Raw genomic sequence first — 20,600 nt, 5'->3', positions numbered from 1 at the left:
TCTCACGTTTGCTCGAGAGGGGTCACAGCGGCGCGAGGAGGGCTACGAACAGAATGGGAATCGCATATTGTTTTGCCAGACCTGCCATCACGGCGTCACCAATACCGCTGGTACGAAAAGGATAAACTACATGAAACGCTTTGCTTTGACCTTTGCTGCGGCCATGGCCCTGGCCGTTCCGGCATTTGCCGGGCCGCAATATATTGACGGCACGGGGTTTGCCGTCTCGGGGTATGATGTTGTCGCCTATCGCAGCCTGGATCAGGTCCCCGTAGGTCAACCACAGCAAGAAGGCGTGCGTGGCAATGCCAGCATCACTGCCGAATACAATGGTGCAACATGGGCATTCTCGTCCGAGGAAAACCGCGACAAGTTTCTGGAAAACCCGGCCTATTATGCCCCACAATATGATGGGCACTGCGCCTATGGCGTGTCGCGCGGTGGCAAGGTTCCGGCAAACCCGAACTTGTGGCGGATCGTTGACGATAAGCTGTACCTCAATATCACGGATGTGGTCGTCGGGTTCTTCGAAGAAGACATTCCGGGCAACATCAACCTTGCTGAAGGCAACTGGCCGGGTATCGAGCCGTCTGACGCCTCGACCAGCGTGATCCCGAAATTTACCTCGGAAGGTCCGGTGAAAAACTGACCTGGCCGCAAATGCACAAAGCCCGGCTTAACCAGCCGGGCTTTTTCGTTCAGCCTGCAAGCCAGAATTGATCCCGTATCGCCTGATCCGCGTCAAACCGGATCCTGACGCTCTTGGCACCTGGAAACTTGCGTTCGCGGATCGTATCGGGAATGACAACTTCCCCGGCGCCCGTGTCGCTGGATTGAAAGCTCAGGATTTCCGCTGTGGTGTGCCGCGCACTGGTCAGAACGGTCGTTGGCAAAGCCACACGATTTGCGCCCTGATTGACCGGTGTCGTGACAAAGTAAGTCAGGTGCCGCCCATAGCATCCGACCGCGTCGGGGACATGGTCAGCAACACCGCTGCCGCATTTGGGTTGAATACCAGTCTGAGCGTTCATATGCGACAGCGCCTGCCCGGGATTCAGCATCGCCTCGCATGCGGCAACATCCTCTTGCGGAAGCTCGATGATTCGTTTCTTCAACCGTGCCCGACGTGGTTGTGGCGGGCCAGCTGTGGCACCGCCCTTTGTCGCCAGCCCTTCTTTGCGCAGAAAATCATAGGCTGCCTTGGCGCGTGAAAACCCGGAACTGTCGCCTTCCTTGTGATCAGGATGCGTGTGAAAGGCGATGTGACGCCACGCCTCTCGTATTTCACTGGAATTGGCAGACGGGTTCAGGCCCAGATCTGCCAGGGCATCCATGCGTGCCCTGACCTTATCGACAGGTTCCATACTCAAAACACTCATTAAAAACTACACACCCCTAGTGTTGCCGAGGGCATGGTTTTGTCAAATTTCACGGTTGATTGAGAGGGAAGCTGACAACAATCGCGATGCGAAGATTCCATTGTTCCGCAAAGGCGTGAATTCACGGATACGACTGTGAAACAGGTCACGCATAAGAAAAGGAAAACGCCCGGGAAAATTTGTAACCCTGGCGAATCATTGGATTTTTCAGTTGTCAGGCGACTTTTTGCAGATCGACCTGTGGCGTAATCCCAAGGGCAAAGCACACATCGCGCGTCAATTCCGGGCGGTTGAGGGTATAGAAATGCAGCTTGTCCACACCACCTTCGATCAGGTCCGAGCACAACTCGGTGCAGATCGCAGTTGCCAGCAGATCCTCACGCCCGTCGCGCACGGCCTTTTCAAAGGCGTGTTCGACCCAATCGGGAATATGCGTGCCGCAACTTCTGGCGAACTTGCGCGCACCTGCCCAGTTTTCAATAGGCAGAATGCCCGGAACGATCGGTTTGTCGATACCCGCCTTGGCGCAGGCATCGCGGAAACGGAAGAAGGTTTCGGCCTCGAAAAAGAATTGCGTCAGCGCTTCGTCAGCGCCCGCGTCAAGTTTGGCCTTCAGCCAATCCACGTCTGCTGACATGTCCGCGGCTTCAGGGTGCTTGTCAGGATAGGCACCGACACGGATGCTGAACATTTCGGTTTCAGCCAGCGCCTCAATCAACTCAATCGAACTGTTAAAGCCTTCGGGGTGCGGTACGAACCGATCATGCCCTTTCGGCGGGTCGCCCCGCAGGGCCACGATGTCCTGCACGCCCGCACGTGCGAATGTGTCGGCGATTTCCAGCGTTTCCTGCCGCGAAGCGTCAACACAGGTCAGATGCGCAGCGACGTTCAGGCCAGAGAATTTATGCAGGGTTGCGACCGCGTCGCGCGTCAGTTCCCGGGTCGTACCGCCTGCACCGTAGGTGACGGATACAAAACGGGGCTCCAGTGGCGCCAATGTCTGAACCGTATCCCAAAGGCGGAATGAAGCCTCCAGAGTTTTGGGCGGAAAGAACTCGAATGAAATTTCGGGTTTGGACATGGCTGCCTCACTGGATCAACTGACTATCTTGTGCCATGACGGACATTGTGAGACAAACTCATATTATTCAACAACAACATGAACGTTACTTGAGATGCACATTGAATTCCGGCACCTGCGTACCATCAAGGCGATCCATGAATGCGGTGGGTTGGCACGCGCTGCCGACCAGTTGAACATCACTCAATCCGCATTGAGTCATCAGATCAAAGGGTTGGAGGATCAGGCCGGGGTCGAGCTGTTTCTGCGACGTTCAAAGCCGATGAAGCTGTCAGCCGCCGGTTTGCGCCTGCTGCGGTTGGCCGAGCAGATCCTGCCGCAGGTCGAGGCGGCACAAAATGAGTTTTCGTCGCTGCGGGATGGGCGCACCGGGCGAATGCATATCGCCATCGAATGCCACGCGTGTTTCGAATGGCTGTTTCCGGTTCTTGAATCCTTCAGGAAATCCTGGGGCGACGTGGATGTCGATATCCGACCCGGTCTGGCCTTTGATGCCCTGCCTGCCTTGCAGAAGGAAGAGGTTGATCTGGTGGTCTCATCCGATCCTGAAGATCTGCCGGGTGTCGAGTTTGTGGAGCTGTTTGACTACAATCCCGTCTTTGTCGCTGCATCAGCCCATCCACTGGCGGAAAAAGCCTATATCGAGGCTGAGGATTTCCGAGGTCAGACCCTGATAACCTACCCGGTGGAGCGCACACGTCTGGATGTGTTCAGCCAATTGTTGATCCCTGCACGCGTCGAACCCGCCTCGATCAGGCAGGTGGAATTGACAGCTGTCATCCTGCTTCTGGTGGCATCAAACCGGGGCATCTCGGTTTTGCCGGATTGGGTCGTGCGCGAGGTCAAATACAACTCGGACTATGTGACCCGGCCCCTGACCAAAGAGGGGATCACGCGTCGCCTTTATGCAGCGGTCCGATCAGAAGATCTGGACAAGCCCTATGTTCAGGAACTGGTGAAACTGGCCCGCGAAGAGGCGCGCAAGCTGCAATCCCGGTAGAGGCGTTTTCTGCGGGTCTGTTATGCGATCATTCCTCTTGGCAAGGAAGCCTTGCGGCAGTATACGCGCGGCTTGACCGGACAGGAGCCCTATTACAATGGTTGGCAGTGCAAATCTCAACATCATGATCAAGGCCGCGCGTAAGGCGGGGCGTTCTTTGGTCAAGGACTTTCGTGAAGTCGAGAATCTGCAGGTGTCGATGAAGGGTGCGGGCGATTTTGTTTCCAAGGCCGATATCGCGGCCGAGGCCATCCTGAAGGACGAATTGCTGGGCGCACGCCCGACCTATGGCTGGCTGGCCGAAGAGGGCGGTTCCATCGACGGAGAAGACCCGACCCGCCGCTGGATCGTAGATCCGCTGGACGGTACCACCAATTTTCTGCATGGCCTGCCGCATTGGGCAATTTCGATTGCACTGGAACATAAGGGCAAGATCGTTGCCGGCGTGATCTATGATGCTGCCAAGGACGAGATGTTCTTTGCTGAAAAAGGCGAGGGTGCATGGATGAACGACACCCGAATTCGTGTGTCGGGGCGTCACCGCATGATTGAATCGATCTTTGCAACCGGTCTGCCCTTTGGGGGTCGTTCTGACCTGCCTGCAACCCTGCAGGATCTGGCGCGTCTGATGCCCGCCTGCGCCGGTGTGCGCCGTTGGGGTGCTGCGGCGCTTGACATGGCATATGTGGCTGCGGGCCGGTACGAAGGTTTCTGGGAGCGTCGCCTGAACGCCTGGGATATCGCCGCCGGTATCATCATCGTGAAAGAGGCGGGCGGTTTCGTGCAGGCCCTGAACCCTGAAGGCAACGCGCTGGAAGATGGTGAAGTGATCTGTTCGAATGAACCGATCTTTGATCAATTCTCCAAAGTCATCCGGGGCTGATCGCCCCTTAGCCCAGCTTTATCGACGCGGAACGCGCGGTATACGAGACTGCGACAGCTTGTACTTTGTCTCTGGGTGGGGCGGGTGCCCGTGCGTGCGGTTCCAGAATTGCACTCCACCGCGCCGCAGCCACAATGGTACGCATAGGATCAACCCCACGGCAAACCCGCCGGTATGGGCCCAGTAGGCGATACCGCCTTCGTCCGGGTTGCTGGTGACGCTGCCAAAGAACTGAATCGCCAGCCATACGCCCAGCATGATGAAGGCGGGGATGGTAAAGACCCTGAAATAGACAACCAGGATCAGCAGAATATCCACACGCGCCTTGGGAAACAGCAGTAGGTATCCCCCCATGACACCCGCAATCGCGCCCGAGGCGCCGACGGTAGGCACCTGAGAGTCCGGCCCTGTAACCACATGGATCAGACCTGCGCCGATACCTGCGACCAGGTAGAACAGCAAAAAGGGCAGATGGCCCATTTCGTCTTCCAGATTGTCGCCGAATATCCATAAGAACAGCATGTTCCCGGCCAGATGCATCCAACCTCCATGCAGGAACATGGATGTCACAAAGGTTTCCAGACCAACCCCATCGCTGACCCGCGCCGGGATGATGGCGTAGTCGAAGAACAGCCGGTTGATAAGTGGCGCATCATTCATGATCCCCACATAGCTGAGGAAGATCAGGATGTTGGCCGCCAATAAGACGTAGACAACATAAGGCGTGCGCCCCGAGGGGTTATGGTCACGTATCGGAAACATGAGGTGACGCTGGGCTTTTACGCGCCCAGCGTCAAGGCAAGCTTATGCCGCACCTCCCAACAACGCAGCGTTTCCGCCAGCTGCGGTCGTATCGACACACACATGGCGCTCACCCAGCACACGCGCGCGGTCGGGTCTGCCCGGAATCAGGGGAAGAATGGGGCCGTCCCGACGGGCCAGATGCAGTTCGATCTGCTGCGCGGTTTCAGCATCGCCCCACCAAAGAACACCAGAGATACCGGTCAGGTTCTCCAACCGGTGAAGGTCAAGCATTCCGGCTGCCTGAATGGCCGTGCCACCCAGTGCCTGTACGGCTTCAGCCTGCGCGCGCGCCGCCGTTTCCCCCGGCCCCATGCACAGAAGTGGTGGGCGGGGATATTCGCTCAGCCGGTTCGATTCTCCGGTTGGGCCGGGCAGAGAACGGGTTTGGATTGGGGCAGGCTGGCCTTGAGGGGCAGGTAGGTCTGCCAAATGCTCCCAGGTTTCTGTCGTGGTTTGCCGATCAGGTGCACAGAACCTGGCCATGTAATTCGGGCCGCCCGCCTTCGGGCCGGTGCCTGACAGCCCTTCACCGCCAAAAGGTTGGGAGCCAACGATGGCACCAATCTGATTGCGGTTTACATAGATGTTTCCGGCATGGATAGCTTCAGTCACATGCTGCACCCGGTCGTCGATCCGGGTTTGCAGGCCAAAGGTCAGCCCGTATCCGGTTGCGTTGATATCCGCGATGACCTTGTCGATCTCCTGCGCTTTGAACCTTGCCACGTGCAATACGGGGCCAAATATTTCGCGCTCCAGCGCGGCAATGCCCGAGATTTCGATCAACGTGGGGGCAACAAAGATACCTTCGGGCGGTAGCGGCAGCTCTTTCAGAACACGCCCTTCGGCCCGTGCCGTGGCGACGTGATCAGCGATTACCTGCCGGGCCTGCGCGTCGATCACCGGGCCGCAATCGGTAGAGATCAGCCACGGATCACCGATGCGCAGGGCATCCATTGCCCCTTTGAGCATGGTCAGGACGTCATTTGCGATATCCTCTTGAAGGTACAGGCATCGCAGTGCGGAACACCGCTGGCCTGCGGACTGAAAAGCGCTTTCAATGATCGATTGCACGGCCTGTTCGGGAAGTGCGGTGCTGTCAACGATCATGGCGTTCAGGCCACCAGTTTCCGCAATCAGCGGCGTGCCGGGGCGCATGGACCCAGCCATTGCCGACCGGATTCTGAGAGCGGTCGTTGTCGAGCCGGTGAAGGCCACGCCCGAGACGCGCGCATCCGATGTCAGCGCCGCGCCCACGGTCGGACCACCCGGCAGCAATTGCAGCGCGTGGCGCGGCACACCAGCCTCATGCAGCAATTGAATGGCGCGGTGCGCGATCAGGGGTGTCTGCGGCGCAGGCTTGGCCAAAACGGCGTTCCCGGTTGCCAAAGCTGCCGATATTTGCCCTGAGAAGATCGCCAGCGGGAAGTTCCACGGGCTGATGCAGGTGAATACTCCAGCGGGCTCGGCATCAGGTATGTTGGCGGCGTAGTAACGCAGGAAATCCACCGCCTCACGCAGTTCCGCCACGGCGTCAGGCAGCGACTTGCCAGCCTCGCGCGCCAGCAGGGCGAATAACTCGCCGTAATGCGTTTCATAAAGATCGGCGGCAGAGTTCAGGATGCGGGCACGTTCGACTGCCGGGGCCTGCCACGGCTTTGCCGAAGCCAGCGACAGTTCCACATCTGCTTCACTTGCCGAGGCGACCGCGCCCGGCTTGTCGGCAGGATTCGCCGGGTTGATTATCTGCTCATCCGCCTGGGGTTTGGCAGCGTCAGCCAGCAACGGCTGTGCATACCAGTGATACGCACGGAACTGATCCCGCGCTGCATCAATCTTGTCCAGCGTCGGGGTGTGGTGTAGATCGAAACCTTTGGAATTGGGGCGTTCCGGCTTGAACAGTTCGGGCCCGGTGGGCAGTGGGGGCGGCGGTGTCAGCACCGTAACAAACGGATCCGAGGCAACCACTTCCGGCGGGACGTTTTCGTCGACAATCTGGTTGACGAATGATGAGTTTGCCCCGTTTTCCAGCAGACGCCGCACAAGGTAGGCCAGCAGGTCACGATGCGCACCAACCGGTGCGTAGATGCGACAACGCGTTTTCTGCCTGTTCATCACAAGCTGATGCAATGTCTCACCCATACCATGCAGGCGCTGGAATTCAAAAGGCTGACCTTCGGCCATGTGCAATATGGCGCTGACTGTATGGGCGTTGTGGGTGGCGAATTGCGGATAGATCCGGTTTGTCATGCCCAGCAACTTGCGCGCATTGGCGATATAGGACACATCGGTGACCGCCTTGTGCGTGAAGACGGGAAAGCCATCCACGCCTTCGACCTGCGCGCGTTTGATCTCGGTATCCCAATATGCGCCTTTGACCAGACGCACCATCAGCTTGCGATCGTGGCGTTCAGCCATGTCATAGAGCGTGTCCAGAACCAGCGAAGCGCGTGGCCCATAAGCCTGAACCACGATGCCGAACCCATCCCAGCCAGCCAGAGCCGGATCGGACATCACCGCGTCAATCACCTGCAATGACAAAGACAGGCGATCCGCCTCTTCGGCGTCGACGTTCAACCCCATGCCGGCGGCCTTAGCCAAAAGGGCCAGCGCCCGCAGGCGCGGAACCAGTTCATCCATCACCCGCTTTTCTTGTGCCAGTTCATAGCGGGGGTGCAGGGCAGACAACTTGACCGAAATGCCGGGGTTGGCGCGGATATCATCATGGGTACAGGCCTCAGCGATGGCCGAAATGGCGCGTGAATACGACAGGTGATATCGCGCGGCATCCCCTTCGGTCCGGGCTGCTTCTCCCAGCATGTCGTAGGAGTAGGTATACCCCTTGCTTTCCATCCCGCGCGCGCGTTCCATCGCGGCGTGAATGGATTCACCCAACACGAATTGCCGCCCCATTTCCTTCATCGCCCGCGACACAGCGGTACGGATCACGGGTTCACCCAATCGCTTGATGGCCCCGCGCAGGGCACCAACGGGCGAGGTCTTGCCTTCGTCCAGAACCTTGCCCGTCAGCATCAGCGCCCATGTTGAGGCGTTCACCAAGGATGAAGACGAGTGCCCAAGATGCTTACCCCAATCCGAAGGGGCGATCTTGTCTTCAATCAACGCGTCAATCGTGTCTGCATCCGGCACGCGCAACAGCGCTTCGGCCAGGCACATCAGGGCGACGCCTTCGTCGGTGGACAGGCCGTATTCGGCAAGAAATACCTCCATCAACCCCGGAGACGTACTGGAGCGGATGTCGCGCACAAGCTGCGCGGCAGCTGCGCTGATGGCGCTGCGGTCCGTAACGCTCAGGCTGGCCTGAGAGATCAGGGTTTCAAGGATCGCCGACTGGTCAGCATAGGTTGAGGTGTCGATTAATGTACGCAGGGTATGAGACATGGGTCCTCCGGTCTTTGTGCCAATATACCTACGAAAAGTCAGGACAATCGCCTGAGTTTACGATAATTGAAGGCGGAACACCTGAAATTTCGCCAGAGAGCAGCGCAAATGAACTTTCCTGACCTGGACCGGTTTGACCGGTCGATTCTGAGAATTCTGGCCGAGGATGGGCGCATTTCGGTCGCCGATCTTGCGCGCGATATCGGTTTATCTAAATCACCGACACAGGCGCGCCTGAAACGGCTTGAAGCAAGCGGAGTGATCAAAGGATACCGGGCGATGCTGGATCCGATCAGATTGGGGCTGGACCACGTTGCCTTTGTCGAGGTGCGCCTAGCCGATACCCGCGAAAAGGCACTGGCCGAGTTCAACGCGGCAGTCCGAAAAACTGCCGAGGTCGAGCAAGCCCATATGATTGCCTCGAACTTCGACTATTTGTTGAAGGTTCGCACGGCCACGATGTCGGAGTATCGCCGTGTTCTGGCTGAAAAGATTTCATCCTTGCCGCATGTCGCCAGCACTTCGACCTTTGTGGCGATGGAGGCGGTTAAGGAAACCGGCAGTTTAGGTGGGTTCGAGCATCAGGCTTGACGGATCAGGAATACGAGCCATCCTTGGTGCATGACACACGCTTTCCTCGCTGCTCTTGCTGTTGTTGCCTTGTCCTGCACGGCGCACGCTCAGTCCTGCCCGGCCGCCCCGGATCATTCGGAAAGTGTGGATGCGCTAATCAATCAGGTTCAGAAGGCAGAATCGCAAAGTGATGCGCGCGCCATTTCCAACCAGATGTGGGAGCTTTGGACCGACGCACCAGATGCGCGTGCGCAAGGCTTGCTGGACCGGGGAATGGCGCGGCGAGAGGCCTGGGATTTACTGGGCGCGTTGGACGAGCTTGACCAACTAGTCGATTACTGCCCGAACTACGCCGAAGGCTACAATCAGCGCGCGTTTGTGAACTATCTCAGACAAGACTTCGCTGCTGCCTTGCAGGATCTGAATGTCACGATCGAGTTGTCGCCGAACCATATAGGTGCGCTGAGCGGGCGTGCCTTGTCATTGTTGGGTTTGAAGCGCCTTGACGACGCGCGCGCTGCCCTTGCCGAAGCGTTAGAACTTAACCCATGGCTGTCAGAAAGGGCTTTGTTAGAACCCGGCGGTCTTTTGGAACCGCCCGGTCAAGATATCTGACATCAGGTTTTCGGTAGGCCGCGTGGTGACCTGAGTCCGGTTGCTGACAAACCGGTCGTGTCAGGCCTCCGTTGAACTAACAGGACGACACCGTGCTTACCGCGACATTATTCGACGCTTTTCGGCCATGGCTTCGCGCCGTCTTTGTTCGATCCCCAATCTGAACGATTCTTCGACAAAATCGATGTGACCCGTCGCTGCTTTTTCGGCGCGTGTTTCGTCGCCTTCGATTACCGCGCGTCCCAGTTCGAGATGCTGTTGCAACAACTTCTCGCCGGTCCCATCAATTGTTCGCAGGAAGTCGCGATTGTAGAAAACGCCTTTGCGGGTGAGTTCGTAAATCGACGCCATGATATGAATCAACGTTGCATTCTGACTGGCATCCACAATCGCTGAATGCAACGCAAAGTCTGCTTCTTGCGAAGCCTTGGCATCATTCGCCTTCCAAGCGCGCTCGTTTTCATCAAGGATTTCTGAAATCCTTTCCTTGTCTGCCTTGGTTGCGCGACGTGCGGCAAGGCGGGCCGCAAACCCTTCCTGCTCGCGGCGATACTCCAGATAGTCGAAAAAAGCCGGTTCATGGCGTTCGTACAAAGCAAGAAGCGCGGGCATCATGGCTTGTCCGGTCAGGGCCGCGACGAATGTCCCCTCACCGTGTTGCGTTGTGACCAGACCGCGTTCTTCCAGCACCTGAAGGGCCTCGCGCAGCTTCGGGCGCGACACGCGCAACATCTCGGCCAGATCACGCTCGGAGGGCAGTTTCCGACCCTGTTTCAGGATGCCCGAAGCGATCAGGTCCTCGACCTGTGAAACCACCGCATCAGCCAGCGATTCGTGTCCAACCGGTTCAAAAATCGCAGTGGTGTTCATGAGATGCTGCCCCGTGTGACGCTGAAATAACCAGAATAACTGGTAAATAAAGATAACCATATCCGTTCAGATTTCAAGCGCGCGGCTGTTCTTCCCGAACGTGAATTACGTGTCTGTTTCTGAATGATTTTTGGAAAATCTGTTGGTTTTGTAGGCAGTCGAATCGGGATTTTGCAGGGCTCGTCGAAGGCGAGCTTCCAGTTTCGGATGGCACCAATGGTAAATAAAGTTATTGACTGGTTTTGATTGGTAAAGTTAGTTTACCACCGGAGCGGCGCTGGAAGAGCCTGCGCCACTGATCGGAGAAAACCCGACCAACCCTGGAGGAGATTTCATGAAGAAGACCCTGACAAGCCTGGCTGTGGCCGCCAGCCTGCTGGCGGCACCCGCGGTCGCGGCGGACAAGCTGCTGTTGAAAACACCGATTGCCTTTTCGACCGAACTGCCGGGCCTGGGTTCGCCGATCCCTCGCGTGGCTGATCAACTGGAGTTGATGTCGGGCGGCACGCTGAAGATGAAGGTGTACGAGCCGGGAAAACTGGTGCCGCCCTTCGAAATTCTGGATGCCGTATCCACCGGGAAGATCAACTCGGGCTACACCACGGCTGGATACTGGGCAGGTAAAATCCCCGCCGCACCGCTGTTTTCGGCCGTTCCTTTTGGCCCCGAGGCGGGCGAATACATGGCATGGCTTTATTATGGCAACGGCATGACCCTGTATCAGGAGATGTACGATCAGGCTGGCTACAACGTAAAAGTTCTGCCTTGCGCCATCATTGCGCCGGAAACTTCGGGCTGGTTCGCGACCGAGATCAATTCGCCCGAAGACCTGAACGGGTTGAAGATGCGTTTCTTTGGTCTGGGCGGCAAGGTTATGCAGAAACTGGGTGTGGCGACCTCGCTGCTGCCAGGAGGTGAGATCTTCCCCGCTTTGGAAAAAGGCGCGATTGACGCGACCGAGTTTTCGATGCCTGCCATCGACGCGCGTCTGGGCTTCCACAAGCTGGTCAAGTTCAATTACTTCCCCGGCTGGCATCAGCAGGCGACCGTGTTTGAACTGCTGATCAACAAGGACGTCTGGGCAGAGACCAGTGACCAGCACAAAGCGATCATCGAAAACGCCTGCAAGGCTTCGATGGCGGACAGCTTTGCCGAAGGCGAAGCCATCCAGCACGCGGCCCTGATCGACAACATTGAGAACAACGGTGTTTCCATCAAGCAGTGGTCGCCTGAGATGCTGGATACCTTCCGCGCGACCTGGGAAGAGGTTGCCGCAGAAGAGGCCGCCAATGATGCCTTTTTTGCACAGGTTTTGGCCGACATGAACGAGTTCCGTGACGGCTATAACCTCTGGAAGACAAACGCCTTCCTCCCACGTCAGTAATCCCTCCCTCACTGACTTTACCGGGGCGGCCCGATCCGCCGCTCCGGCCCCTGCTTTTCGATCTTCGGACTTTCTAACCTTTCACTGCCCATATTCCGGGTTGCTGAGCGAGGAATGACCATGACCACCCAAAACAACCTCAACGATCCGGTCGAAGCCTATCAAGGCATCCTGGAACACCCCGAATCCGACCGCCAGAAAGTCGCCGTTGCGATCGACGCCGGGGTCAAGGCGGTGGGTCATGTGGTCATGTGGGCCAATGTCCTGCTGATGGGCGCGATCTTTGCACAGGTCTCGCTGCGTTACCTGTTCAGCCAGAACTATCCCAAGCTGGATGAGATCCAGTGGCATTTCTATGGAATCGTCACGATGATCGGCATCTCGTATGCCTTGATCACCGACAGCCATGTGCGTGTGGACGTCCTGCATATGCAGCTTTCGCGCCGCGCGCAGCGGATAATTGAAGTCATCGGCATCCTGACCCTGCTGACCCCGTTCATCTATCTGATGGTCGATCAGGGGTATGACTATTTCTACGAAAGCTTCCGCGTCAGCGAACGTTCAGACAGCCCAACTGGCCTGCCTGCGCGTTGGGCCTTCAAGGCTATCATTCCGATCAGCTTTGTACTGTTGGCGCTGGCCGCGTTGGCACGGTTGATCCACGACGGGCACGCGCTGATCCACGGGCCGGCCTCGGAACGTGAAGGCGCTCCGCTGCGCCGTATTCTTCTGGTGCTGGCGGTATTCGCCGCCGTCTGCGTTGGCCTGACCTTCCTGGTCGAGACGACCGAGGAAAAGCTGGTCATCGCGATGTTCCTTACCTTCATCGCGCTTTTGTTCACCGGTTACCCGGTGGCCTGGGTTCTGGCCGGTGTCGGCGTAGCTTATTGCGGTCTGGCCTATCTGTTCGACAACGATCTGATGCTTTGGACAGGGTTGGAGAGTACATTTACCGGGCTTGATTACCTGACCTTGGGCGCGGTGGTGAACCGGGTCTACGCGACCATGTCCAACGCGGTTCTGGTTGCCCTGCCGATGTTCATCTTCATGGGGCTGATGCTGGACGAATCCGGTGTGGCCGAGCGTTTGATGTCCTCGATGCAGCGCCTGTTCGGGACGGTGCGCGGAGGTCTGGCCATCACCGTGACCCTGATCGGGATCATTCTGGCGGCCTCGACCGGCATCATTGGTGCCTCTGTTGTTCTGCTGGGCGTGCTGTCGCTGCCGTCGATGATGCAGCAGAAATACCAGCCGACGTTGGCGGCGGGTGTCGTGTCGGCGTCAGGGACGCTGGGCATCCTGATCCCGCCGTCGATCATGCTGGTGATCATGGCCGACCAGATGGCTCTTTCTGTGGGCGATTTGTTCATGGCGGCTGTCTTTCCCGGTGTGATCATCGGCATGCTTTACCTGGCCTATATCTTCGTCCTTGCACTGGTGAAACGCGACGCAGCCCCCGTGCCCGAAGGCGCAAAAGCCCCCGACTGGGCCGCAGTCAAAGACGTTATGATCGCCGTCATTCCGACGCTGATGCTGATCCTTGCCGTTTTGGGTTCGATCTTCGCCGGTCTGACCACGCCGACCGAAGCGTCCGGCATTGGCGCGCTGGGTGCGACGCTGCTGGCGCTTGGTTATCGCAAGCTGACCTTCGCCAAGCTTTGGAACGTGCTTGTTTCGACCTTCAACACCACTGCGTATATCTTTGCGATCTTCCTCGGCGCGACTGTGTTTTCCTATGTCCTGCGCGAGCTGGGTGGCGACGAGTTGATCGAACATGTGGTGCAGTCCACCGGATTTGGTGCGAACGGCACCATCCTGTTCATCCTGTTCATCGTCTTCCTGCTGGGCTTCGTACTGGACTGGATCGAGATCACACTGATTGTACTGCCGCTGATGCGTCCCATCGTGAACGGTCTGGGCGTCGACATTCCCGGCTTTGGAGTGCTGGACGAACCGGCGCTGGTGTGGTTCGTGATCCTTGTTGCTGTGACGCTGCAAACCAGCTTCCTGACGCCGCCCGTTGGCTTTGCCTTGTTCTATCTTAAAGGTGTTTGCCCACCCGAGATTAAACTGACGCATATCTACAAGGGCATCATTCCCTTTGTCCTGCTGCAATTGACCGGACTCGCGCTGGTTTTCCTCTGGCCGACACTGGCCACCTGGCTGCCGTCAGTCGCTTATTAAGGGGTTTTGGTCATGCGTCTGAGCCAATGTCACAACTTCCATGATTTCCGGCGGCTGGCTAAGCAGCGGCTGCCGGGGCCGATCTTCAACTACATTGACGGTGGCGCGGATGATGAGGTGACGTACCGGCAAAATACCAGCGCGTTTGACCGCTGTGACTTGTTGCCATCGGTGCTGCGTGGGGTGAAGAACGTGGACATGTCCGTCACCGTCATGGGGCAAAAGTTGGACATGCCGGTCTATTGCTCGCCCACCGCGCTGCAGCGCCTGTTCCACCATCAGGGTGAGCGCGCCGTCGCGGCAGCGGCAGAGAAATACGGCACCATGTTCGGCGTATCCTCTCTGGGGACCGTGTCGCTGGAGGAGCTGCGCCGGAAACACAATAACCCGCAGGTCTATCAATTCTACTTTCACAAGGATCGCGGGTTGAACGCCGCCATGATGCAGCGCGCCAAAGAGGCGGGTGTCGAGGTCATGATGCTGACCGTCGACAGCATCACCGGCGGCAACCGCGAGCGTGATCTGCGCACGGGGTTCTCGATCCCTTTCCGGTTGACGCTGGGCGGCATGATACAGTTTGCGATCAAGCCGATGTGGGGAATCAACTATGTCACCCATGAAAAGTTCCGGCTGCCTCAGCTGGAGGAACATGTGGATATGGGCGGTGGGCCCAGTTCGATCGGCGGGTATTTCACTGATATGCTCGATCCGTCGATGAACTGGGATGACGTGGCGCAGATGGTGCGCGACTGGGATGGTCAGTTCTGTCTGAAGGGGATCATGACCGTCGAAGATGCCAAACGCGCGGCTGAGGTCGGTTGCACCGGCATCATCCTGTCGAATCACGGTGGCCGCCAACTGGACGGATCGCGCACGCCGTTCGATCAACTTGCCGAGATTGTCGATGCCGTTGGCGACAAGCTGGACGTGATGATGGACAGTGGCATTCAGCGTGGCACCCATGTGCTCAAGGCGCTGTCGATCGGGGCCAAGGCAGTGGGTATTGGTCGGCACTACTTGTATCCTCTGGCTGCCGCGGGGCAGGCTGGGGTCGAACGGGCCCTTGGGCTGATGCGCGCCGAGATCGAGCGCGACATGAAGCTGATGGGCGCAACCAGTGTTGACCAGCTCAGCCGCAAGAATATTCGCTTTCGCAACACTTAACTTCCTTAAGGCCGCAACATGACCAATGAGGATCTGATCAAACACTTCCGTGCCATCGTCGGGTCGCGACATGTCCTGACCGGCGAACGTGCAACCGAGCGGTTTCGGCGTGGTTTCCGCTCGGGCGAGGGTGAGGCGCTGTGCGTCATTCAGCCTGGGACACTACTGGAGCAATGGAAGGTCCTGCAAGCCTGCGTGGCGGCCGACAAGATCGTCATTATGCAGGCCGCAAATACCGGATTGACCGAAGGGTCTACGCCGTCCGGCACTTATGACCGTGACGTGGTTCTGATTAATACGCGCCGGATGGACGCGTTGGTGCCGCTTAATGGCGGAGAACAAATCATCAGCTTTCCGGGGGCCACGCTGTTCGCGCTTGAGAAACTGCTGGCCCCGCTGGGGCGAGAACCGCATTCGGTGATCGGGTCATCCTGTATCGGCGCGTCGATCGTGGGTGGGGTGTGCAACAATTCCGGCGGGTCTTTGGTCGAGCGCGGACCAGTTTACACGGAACTATCCGTCTATGCTCAGATCACCGAACATGGCGATTTGGAACTGGTCAACCACCTCGGCATCGATCTGGGCGAAACGCCTGAAGAGATACTTGCCAACCTCGATGCAGGTAAATTCGAACGCGATCCGGGTGCCACAAACAAACGCGCTTCGTCCAGCGATTACGCGCAGATTGTGCGGGATGTGGATGCGGAAACACCCGCGCGGTTCAACGCGGACAAAGCAAGGCTTTTCGAATCTGCCGGCTCGGCGGGGAAGCTGGCCGTTTTCGCCGTTCGGCTTGATACTTTCCCGAAGAACAAAGATGAAAGGGTGTTCTACATCGGGACAAACAGCCCTGATGATCTGACCGTCTTGCGTCGGTATGTCCTGTCCGAGTTCAAATCGCTTCCTGTCTCGGCCGAATACATGCAGCGCGAGGTGTTTGACATCACGGCGCGCTACGGCAAGGACACCGTCGTAATGATCGACAAATTTGGCACTGATCGCCTGCCGATGTTCTTTGCAATCAAGGGCGCGGTTGATGCGCGATTGCGTCGTATTCCGTTCCTGCAAAATTTCACCGATCGTTTCATGCAGATGGCCGTGGCATTCTGGCCGCGCGTTCTTCCCAGAAGGATGGTCGCATTCCGCGACAGGTATGAACACCATTTGACCCTGAAGATGAAGGAAGAGGGTATCGCCGAGGCCGCTGAATGGTTGCCCGACTTTTGCAAAGACCGAGATGCGGATTTCTTTGAATGCGACAGACGCGAGACCAAGATCGCGGGGCTTCACCGTTTCGCGGCGGCAGGCGCAGCCGTGCGCTACATGGCGATCCATGCAAGCGATGTAGAAGATATTATCGCGCTCGACGTGGCGCTGCGCCGCAATGATCAGGACTGGCTTGAACGGTTGCCACCCGAGATCGAAGACCAACTGGTTCATAAACTCTATTACGGGCACTTCATGTGCCATGTCATGCATCAGGACTATATCGTCAAAAAAGGGGCTGACCCGAAGGCGCTGAAGGCGGCAATGCTGACCCTTTTTGACCAGCGCGGTGCGGAATATCCTGCCGAACACAATGTGGGCCACCTGTACAAAGCCAAACCCGATTTGGCAGCGCATTACAAATGCTGTGATCCAACCAACTCTTTCAATCCGGGGATCGGGAAGATGTCCAAGGCGCGAAACTACCGGTGACTATGTCACATGGGACTTGGGCGCGTGTGATATGCATCCAGCAGAGCCTTGCCGTTTTCATAGAACGCAGTTTCGCCAACCAGTTCGGTGACACCGTAGCGATCCAGCTCGGCTTTCACATCTGGCTCGACCAGCGTGAAAACCAGCCGTATCTCCTTGGTTCGTAGGAAGCTGATTATATTGCGCAAAGTGAACCCGGCTGTGAAATCGACAACATCAATTGCCGAGGCGTCGATGCAGAACCATGTCAGTTTTCCGTCTGCGTTCTGAACGATTGTTGTGACTTCTTCTGTAAATATTTGCATGTTCGCGTAGTACATACCGTGGGAAAACCGATAGATTACCAGACCGGGCTCGAACTGGTTTGGTGCTTCCAACCCCTTTGAACGCCAGCCACCGGACCCGGTGCGCAATACGACCGAATTCTTTGGGTGGTATCCCCGGCGCGTGTGGTCGACCAAAGACAAGACCATGGCAAAAACGACGCCTTGCTCGACCCCAACCAGAACGACCACGGTGGCGGTTGCCGTGGCAACCCAGAATTCAGACCGGGCCTGCCTGTAAATTGTTGTCATTCCATGCAGGTCGATCAGCTTGAGACCGATCAGGAAAACGATGGCCGACAATGCTGCTGTGGGCAGAAAGGCTAAAGGCTTGGTCAGGAACAGGATAACCAACAGGACTATTGCCACTGTTGTTAGTTGGGCCACCTGGCTGCGCCCTCCGGCGCTGGCGACCATCTCGGTCTTTGTTGGGCTGCCATTGACCACGAATGTCCCCGTGAAGGCCGCTCCGAAATTCGCAAGACCCAGTCCGATCAGATCGGTATTCTCATTGAACGTCTCGTTATATTTTGAGGCGTATGCCCGTGATGTGGCGGCGCTTTGTGCCAGAATAACTACGAAGATGGACAGGGCCGTGGGTAGCAGTTGTTTGAACAGGACCCAGTTCCACTGCACGTCCGGGATCGAGAACGAGGGCAAGCCGCCGGAAATCTCTCCCAATACTGAAATTCCGGAAGTGTCGAATGAAAAGGCCCAACTGCACAGGACTACCCCGACTATGGCGACCAATGGCCCAGGAATCTTGTGTGACAACCTTGCGCAACCTAAGACGGTGCCCAACACGGCTGATGAGACGATCACGGTCGGCCAGTTGACGTTGGATATGTTGAGATAGAGGTCCTTTAACCTGGCAAGTGTTCCGTGCCCAGCGGATTCGATCCCCAACAATCCAGGGATTTGACCCGTTGCAACCTGAATGCCCACGCCGGTCAGAAAGCCGACCAAAACCGTTCTGGACAGAAAATCGGCAAGAAACCCCAGCCCGATGACACGCGCAGCAATCAAAAGCATGCCAGCCATAAGCGCCAGCAAGGACGCCAGTGCCAGATACTCGGAAGTTCCAGACACCGCCAAGCCCGCCAGCCCCGAGGCGGTGATTGCCGCTGTTGCCGAATCGGCGCCGACAACAAGGTGTCGGGACGATCCGAACAGCGCAAACAGAGCCATGGGAATCAGGATCGTATACAGCCCGGACATGACCGGAGTGCCGGCGATTTTGGTGTAACCCATGACTTCAGGGATCGCGAGGCAGGCAAAACTCAGACCAGCCAGCATTTCCGCCGGAAGGCGCGCGCGGTCAACAGGCAGAATGCCCTGCAGGATTTGCAGACGCGCCGCTCTCTGATTTCTGTCCTGTTTTTCCATGGGTTACCCTATACCCATTCAACCAGCGAACCGAATGTTCGAACCGTCAGGCTATCTTATAAGCAAATTATCACAGGTAAATTGGGTGGCCTGATTTGCTGTTTTTCCCAGTTTTTAAGTTATTTTCGCCGAACTACGGGAATCCCCCAATTTCGCAAACTGCCGATCAGGGGTAAACATGACCTACCGTACTTACCACACACAAACACGGTATATACTTTCCCCGATGAGGGGCTGGTCACACCCCCTCGGCCGGCCCCTCTTAACTTTTAGGGGGTCGCGAAGGCCCAAATCACTCGTTTGAAAACTGACATCGTGTGAACGTACTTAGTTTTGGATCAATTTGGCCACGAGTGTCGGCAGTGTTTCAGACGCACTGTAAGCAACGGTGTGCGGTATATTGGCCACCGGGGTTTTGCGGTACCCTTCCGTGAACAGCAGAAACGGTATCTTGGCGTTTACAGCTGTTTCTGCGTCGACCTCGCTGTCGCCGACATACAAGCGTGTGTCCGAGGTCCCAAGTGCTTTGAAGCTTTCCAGCAGGTGGCCCGGATCCGGTTTGCGAATTGGCAATGTATCACCGCCGAAAACAACGTCGAAGAACCGGGATAGGTTGAGCGCCTCCAGCACGTGACGTGCGGGTGCTTCGGGTTTGTTGGTGCAGATACCAAGAACGCACCCCATCTGTTTCAGTGTTTCCAGGGCCTCCAGAACCCCGGGATAAGGCATTGTCGTTGCACTGACCGCCGCATTGTAGTGTTTCAGTGTCTGTTGCGTCAGTTCCGTGTGGCGGTCCATGGGCAAATCACAGTGTCGCATCAAACGCTCGACCAGTTTGGGAAGGCCATTGCCAACAAACCCTCTGATCACATCAACGGGTACAGGATCGTGACCGACGCCATTCAGCGTTTTATTGGCCGCTGCTGCCAGGTCCCCGACGCTGTCGACCAACGTTCCATCCAGATCAAAAACAACTGCTGCGGTCACGTTTTGCTTGCCTTTCAATACCTGTCTCAAGTCTTATCTCGTCGTTTTCAGGGGCGCAATCGGCTCAATGACGCCTGATTTGAAACAGCGCTTGACATTCCTTACTAAAATAATCAGATTTAATGTCAGAAACAGGAAGCCAGCCCTCTCGGGTCAGCCAGATAAAACGAAACGCAACAGGTATGGCACCATACCCACTCGCTCTGGAGACGCCCCGATGAACGTACAGAACCCGACCCCAACCCAAGGTTATGCTGTCTCGATGCTGCCTGCGCACAAGGCCGAGGATTTGACCAAGGGTGGCCACCTGGCCCATATCGAGTTGGGCGACCAATTGTATACCCTGCGCATCACCCGAGCAGGTAAACTGATCCTGACGAAATGAGCGCGCATTCAATGCGCGGCGGTGCCGCGGTCGGCCGTCTGGCGGACCTTGATCCAGTCGAAGCGGGTGCGGTGATGTATCTGCGGATGTGGAGCCAGGGCGAAAGTGGTCGCGCTGAAGTTGCGAGCGATTTTTGCATAGCGCTGGGATCAGATTATGGGCGTGCCGCCATGCTGACGCTGGATCGTCTGTGTTCTCTTTGCGCAACGCACTGTCGACGCCCGTTAATCAGGCACGGTATGGGTTGTGCATGTCTGGGCGCGGATGAGAATTGTTTTGCCCAAATGGTTGCCGCCGCATCCGAAGGGGCACGCGAAGACGCGATGATGATGGCGTCACTGATCGTGCGCCCGGATTTTGCGCCTGCTCTGGCATCCTTGTCGGAGGAACTGGGCCTGACGCTCCGGCGTATGACAACGGGAAATGGGGTTCCGACAACAGGCCACGATACCCTCTCTGCCGTTTTGCATTGACTGTGCTTGCGG

18 protein-coding genes are annotated in these 20,600 nt (G+C 57.2%); 11 read left to right on the top strand and 7 right to left on the bottom strand.

The window, feature by feature from the left end; translation table 11 throughout:
- Nucleotides 1–130: 130 nt before the first annotated feature.
- Entirely contained in the window at nt 131–649 is a 519-nt protein-coding gene (locus tag I9182_RS08955) for a YHS domain-containing (seleno)protein (protein ID WP_209504728.1), read from the top strand.
- Nucleotides 650–698: 49 nt separating this feature from the next.
- On the opposite strand, the gene I9182_RS08950 is transcribed toward I9182_RS08955, so the two are convergent.
- Nucleotides 699–1,379, bottom strand: coding sequence for a J domain-containing protein (locus I9182_RS08950; protein ID WP_245222553.1), 681 nt, complete (start codon nt 1,377–1,379; stop codon nt 699–701).
- A gap of 214 nt (nt 1,380–1,593) precedes the next feature.
- A complete protein-coding gene (gene metF, locus I9182_RS08945) occupies nt 1,594–2,460 on the bottom strand; it encodes a methylenetetrahydrofolate reductase [NAD(P)H] (RefSeq protein WP_209598003.1) in 867 nt (288 codons plus the stop codon).
- Between the two features lie 94 nt (nt 2,461–2,554).
- Here metF and I9182_RS08940 point away from each other — a divergent pair, with 94 nt between their 5' ends.
- Nucleotides 2,555–3,460, top strand: a complete 906-nt coding sequence (locus I9182_RS08940; RefSeq protein WP_209504725.1) for a LysR family transcriptional regulator — start codon at nt 2,555–2,557, stop codon at nt 3,458–3,460.
- A gap of 97 nt (nt 3,461–3,557) precedes the next feature.
- Nucleotides 3,558–4,343 (top strand): inositol monophosphatase family protein, encoded by a 786-nt coding sequence (locus I9182_RS08935; protein ID WP_209598002.1) that lies wholly within the window; start codon nt 3,558–3,560, stop codon nt 4,341–4,343.
- 18 nt (nt 4,344–4,361) lie between these two features.
- On the opposite strand, the gene I9182_RS08930 is transcribed toward I9182_RS08935, so the two are convergent.
- Entirely contained in the window at nt 4,362–5,105 is a 744-nt protein-coding gene (locus I9182_RS08930) for a rhomboid family intramembrane serine protease (RefSeq protein ID WP_209504723.1), read from the bottom strand.
- Nucleotides 5,106–5,147: 42 nt separating this feature from the next.
- A complete protein-coding gene (gene putA / locus I9182_RS08925) occupies nt 5,148–8,546 on the bottom strand; it encodes a bifunctional proline dehydrogenase/L-glutamate gamma-semialdehyde dehydrogenase PutA (RefSeq protein WP_209598001.1) in 3,399 nt (1,132 codons plus the stop codon).
- 108 nt (nt 8,547–8,654) lie between these two features.
- On the opposite strand from putA, the gene I9182_RS08920 reads away from it, so the two are divergent.
- Both I9182_RS08920 and I9182_RS08915 read left to right on the top strand, forming a co-directional pair.
- A complete protein-coding gene (locus I9182_RS08920; RefSeq protein ID WP_209598000.1) occupies nt 8,655–9,137 on the top strand; it encodes an Lrp/AsnC ligand binding domain-containing protein in 483 nt (160 codons plus the stop codon).
- 30 nt (nt 9,138–9,167) lie between these two features.
- A complete protein-coding gene (locus tag I9182_RS08915; protein ID WP_209504720.1) occupies nt 9,168–9,734 on the top strand; it encodes a hypothetical protein in 567 nt (188 codons plus the stop codon).
- Between the two features lie 96 nt (nt 9,735–9,830).
- On the opposite strand, the gene I9182_RS08910 is transcribed toward I9182_RS08915, so the two are convergent.
- The gene (locus I9182_RS08910) at nt 9,831–10,604 is read right to left on the bottom strand and encodes a FadR/GntR family transcriptional regulator (RefSeq protein WP_209504719.1); all 774 of its coding nucleotides are present in this window, start codon (nt 10,602–10,604) and stop codon (nt 9,831–9,833) included.
- Nucleotides 10,605–10,938: 334 nt separating this feature from the next.
- Here I9182_RS08910 and I9182_RS08905 point away from each other — a divergent pair, with 334 nt between their 5' ends.
- From I9182_RS08905 to dld, 4 genes are all read left to right on the top strand, one after another.
- A complete protein-coding gene (locus I9182_RS08905; protein WP_209504718.1) occupies nt 10,939–11,988 on the top strand; it encodes a TRAP transporter substrate-binding protein in 1,050 nt (349 codons plus the stop codon).
- Between the two features lie 120 nt (nt 11,989–12,108).
- Complete coding sequence (locus tag I9182_RS08900; protein ID WP_209597999.1) at nt 12,109–14,172, top strand: TRAP transporter large permease subunit; 2,064 nt, start codon at nt 12,109–12,111, stop codon at nt 14,170–14,172.
- 12 nt (nt 14,173–14,184) lie between these two features.
- Complete coding sequence (locus tag I9182_RS08895) at nt 14,185–15,336, top strand: alpha-hydroxy acid oxidase (RefSeq protein WP_209504716.1); 1,152 nt, start codon at nt 14,185–14,187, stop codon at nt 15,334–15,336.
- An 18-nt stretch (nt 15,337–15,354) separates the two neighbouring features.
- Nucleotides 15,355–17,034, top strand: coding sequence for a D-lactate dehydrogenase (gene dld, locus I9182_RS08890; RefSeq protein ID WP_209504715.1), 1,680 nt, complete (start codon nt 15,355–15,357; stop codon nt 17,032–17,034).
- A 5-nt stretch (nt 17,035–17,039) separates the two neighbouring features.
- Here dld and I9182_RS08885 read toward each other — a convergent pair whose 3' ends face one another.
- Both I9182_RS08885 and gph read right to left on the bottom strand, forming a co-directional pair.
- A complete protein-coding gene (locus I9182_RS08885) occupies nt 17,040–18,743 on the bottom strand; it encodes a SulP family inorganic anion transporter (RefSeq protein WP_209597998.1) in 1,704 nt (567 codons plus the stop codon).
- 327 nt (nt 18,744–19,070) lie between these two features.
- Nucleotides 19,071–19,730 (bottom strand): phosphoglycolate phosphatase, encoded by a 660-nt coding sequence (gene gph, locus I9182_RS08880; RefSeq protein ID WP_209504933.1) that lies wholly within the window; start codon nt 19,728–19,730, stop codon nt 19,071–19,073.
- Between the two features lie 217 nt (nt 19,731–19,947).
- Between gph and I9182_RS08875 the strand changes: the two genes are divergently transcribed.
- Both I9182_RS08875 and I9182_RS08870 read left to right on the top strand, forming a co-directional pair.
- Nucleotides 19,948–20,115 carry a hemin uptake protein HemP gene (locus tag I9182_RS08875; protein WP_209504713.1) on the top strand — a complete coding sequence of 56 codons (168 nt, stop codon included), beginning with the start codon at nt 19,948–19,950 and terminating at the stop codon, nt 20,113–20,115.
- Nucleotides 20,112–20,588, top strand: coding sequence for a hypothetical protein (locus tag I9182_RS08870; RefSeq protein WP_209597997.1), 477 nt, complete (start codon nt 20,112–20,114; stop codon nt 20,586–20,588). Before I9182_RS08875 ends, I9182_RS08870 begins: the two co-directional genes overlap by 4 nt.
- Nucleotides 20,589–20,600 lie beyond the last annotated feature (12 nt).

The sequence above is a fragment of the Ruegeria sp. HKCCSP351 genome (assembly GCF_017872535.1).
In the GTDB taxonomy this organism is placed as follows: domain Bacteria; phylum Pseudomonadota; class Alphaproteobacteria; order Rhodobacterales; family Rhodobacteraceae; genus Ruegeria.
The sequence above is the reverse complement of the archived record's forward strand: the minus strand, read 5'-3'. Positions and strand labels throughout refer to the sequence as shown.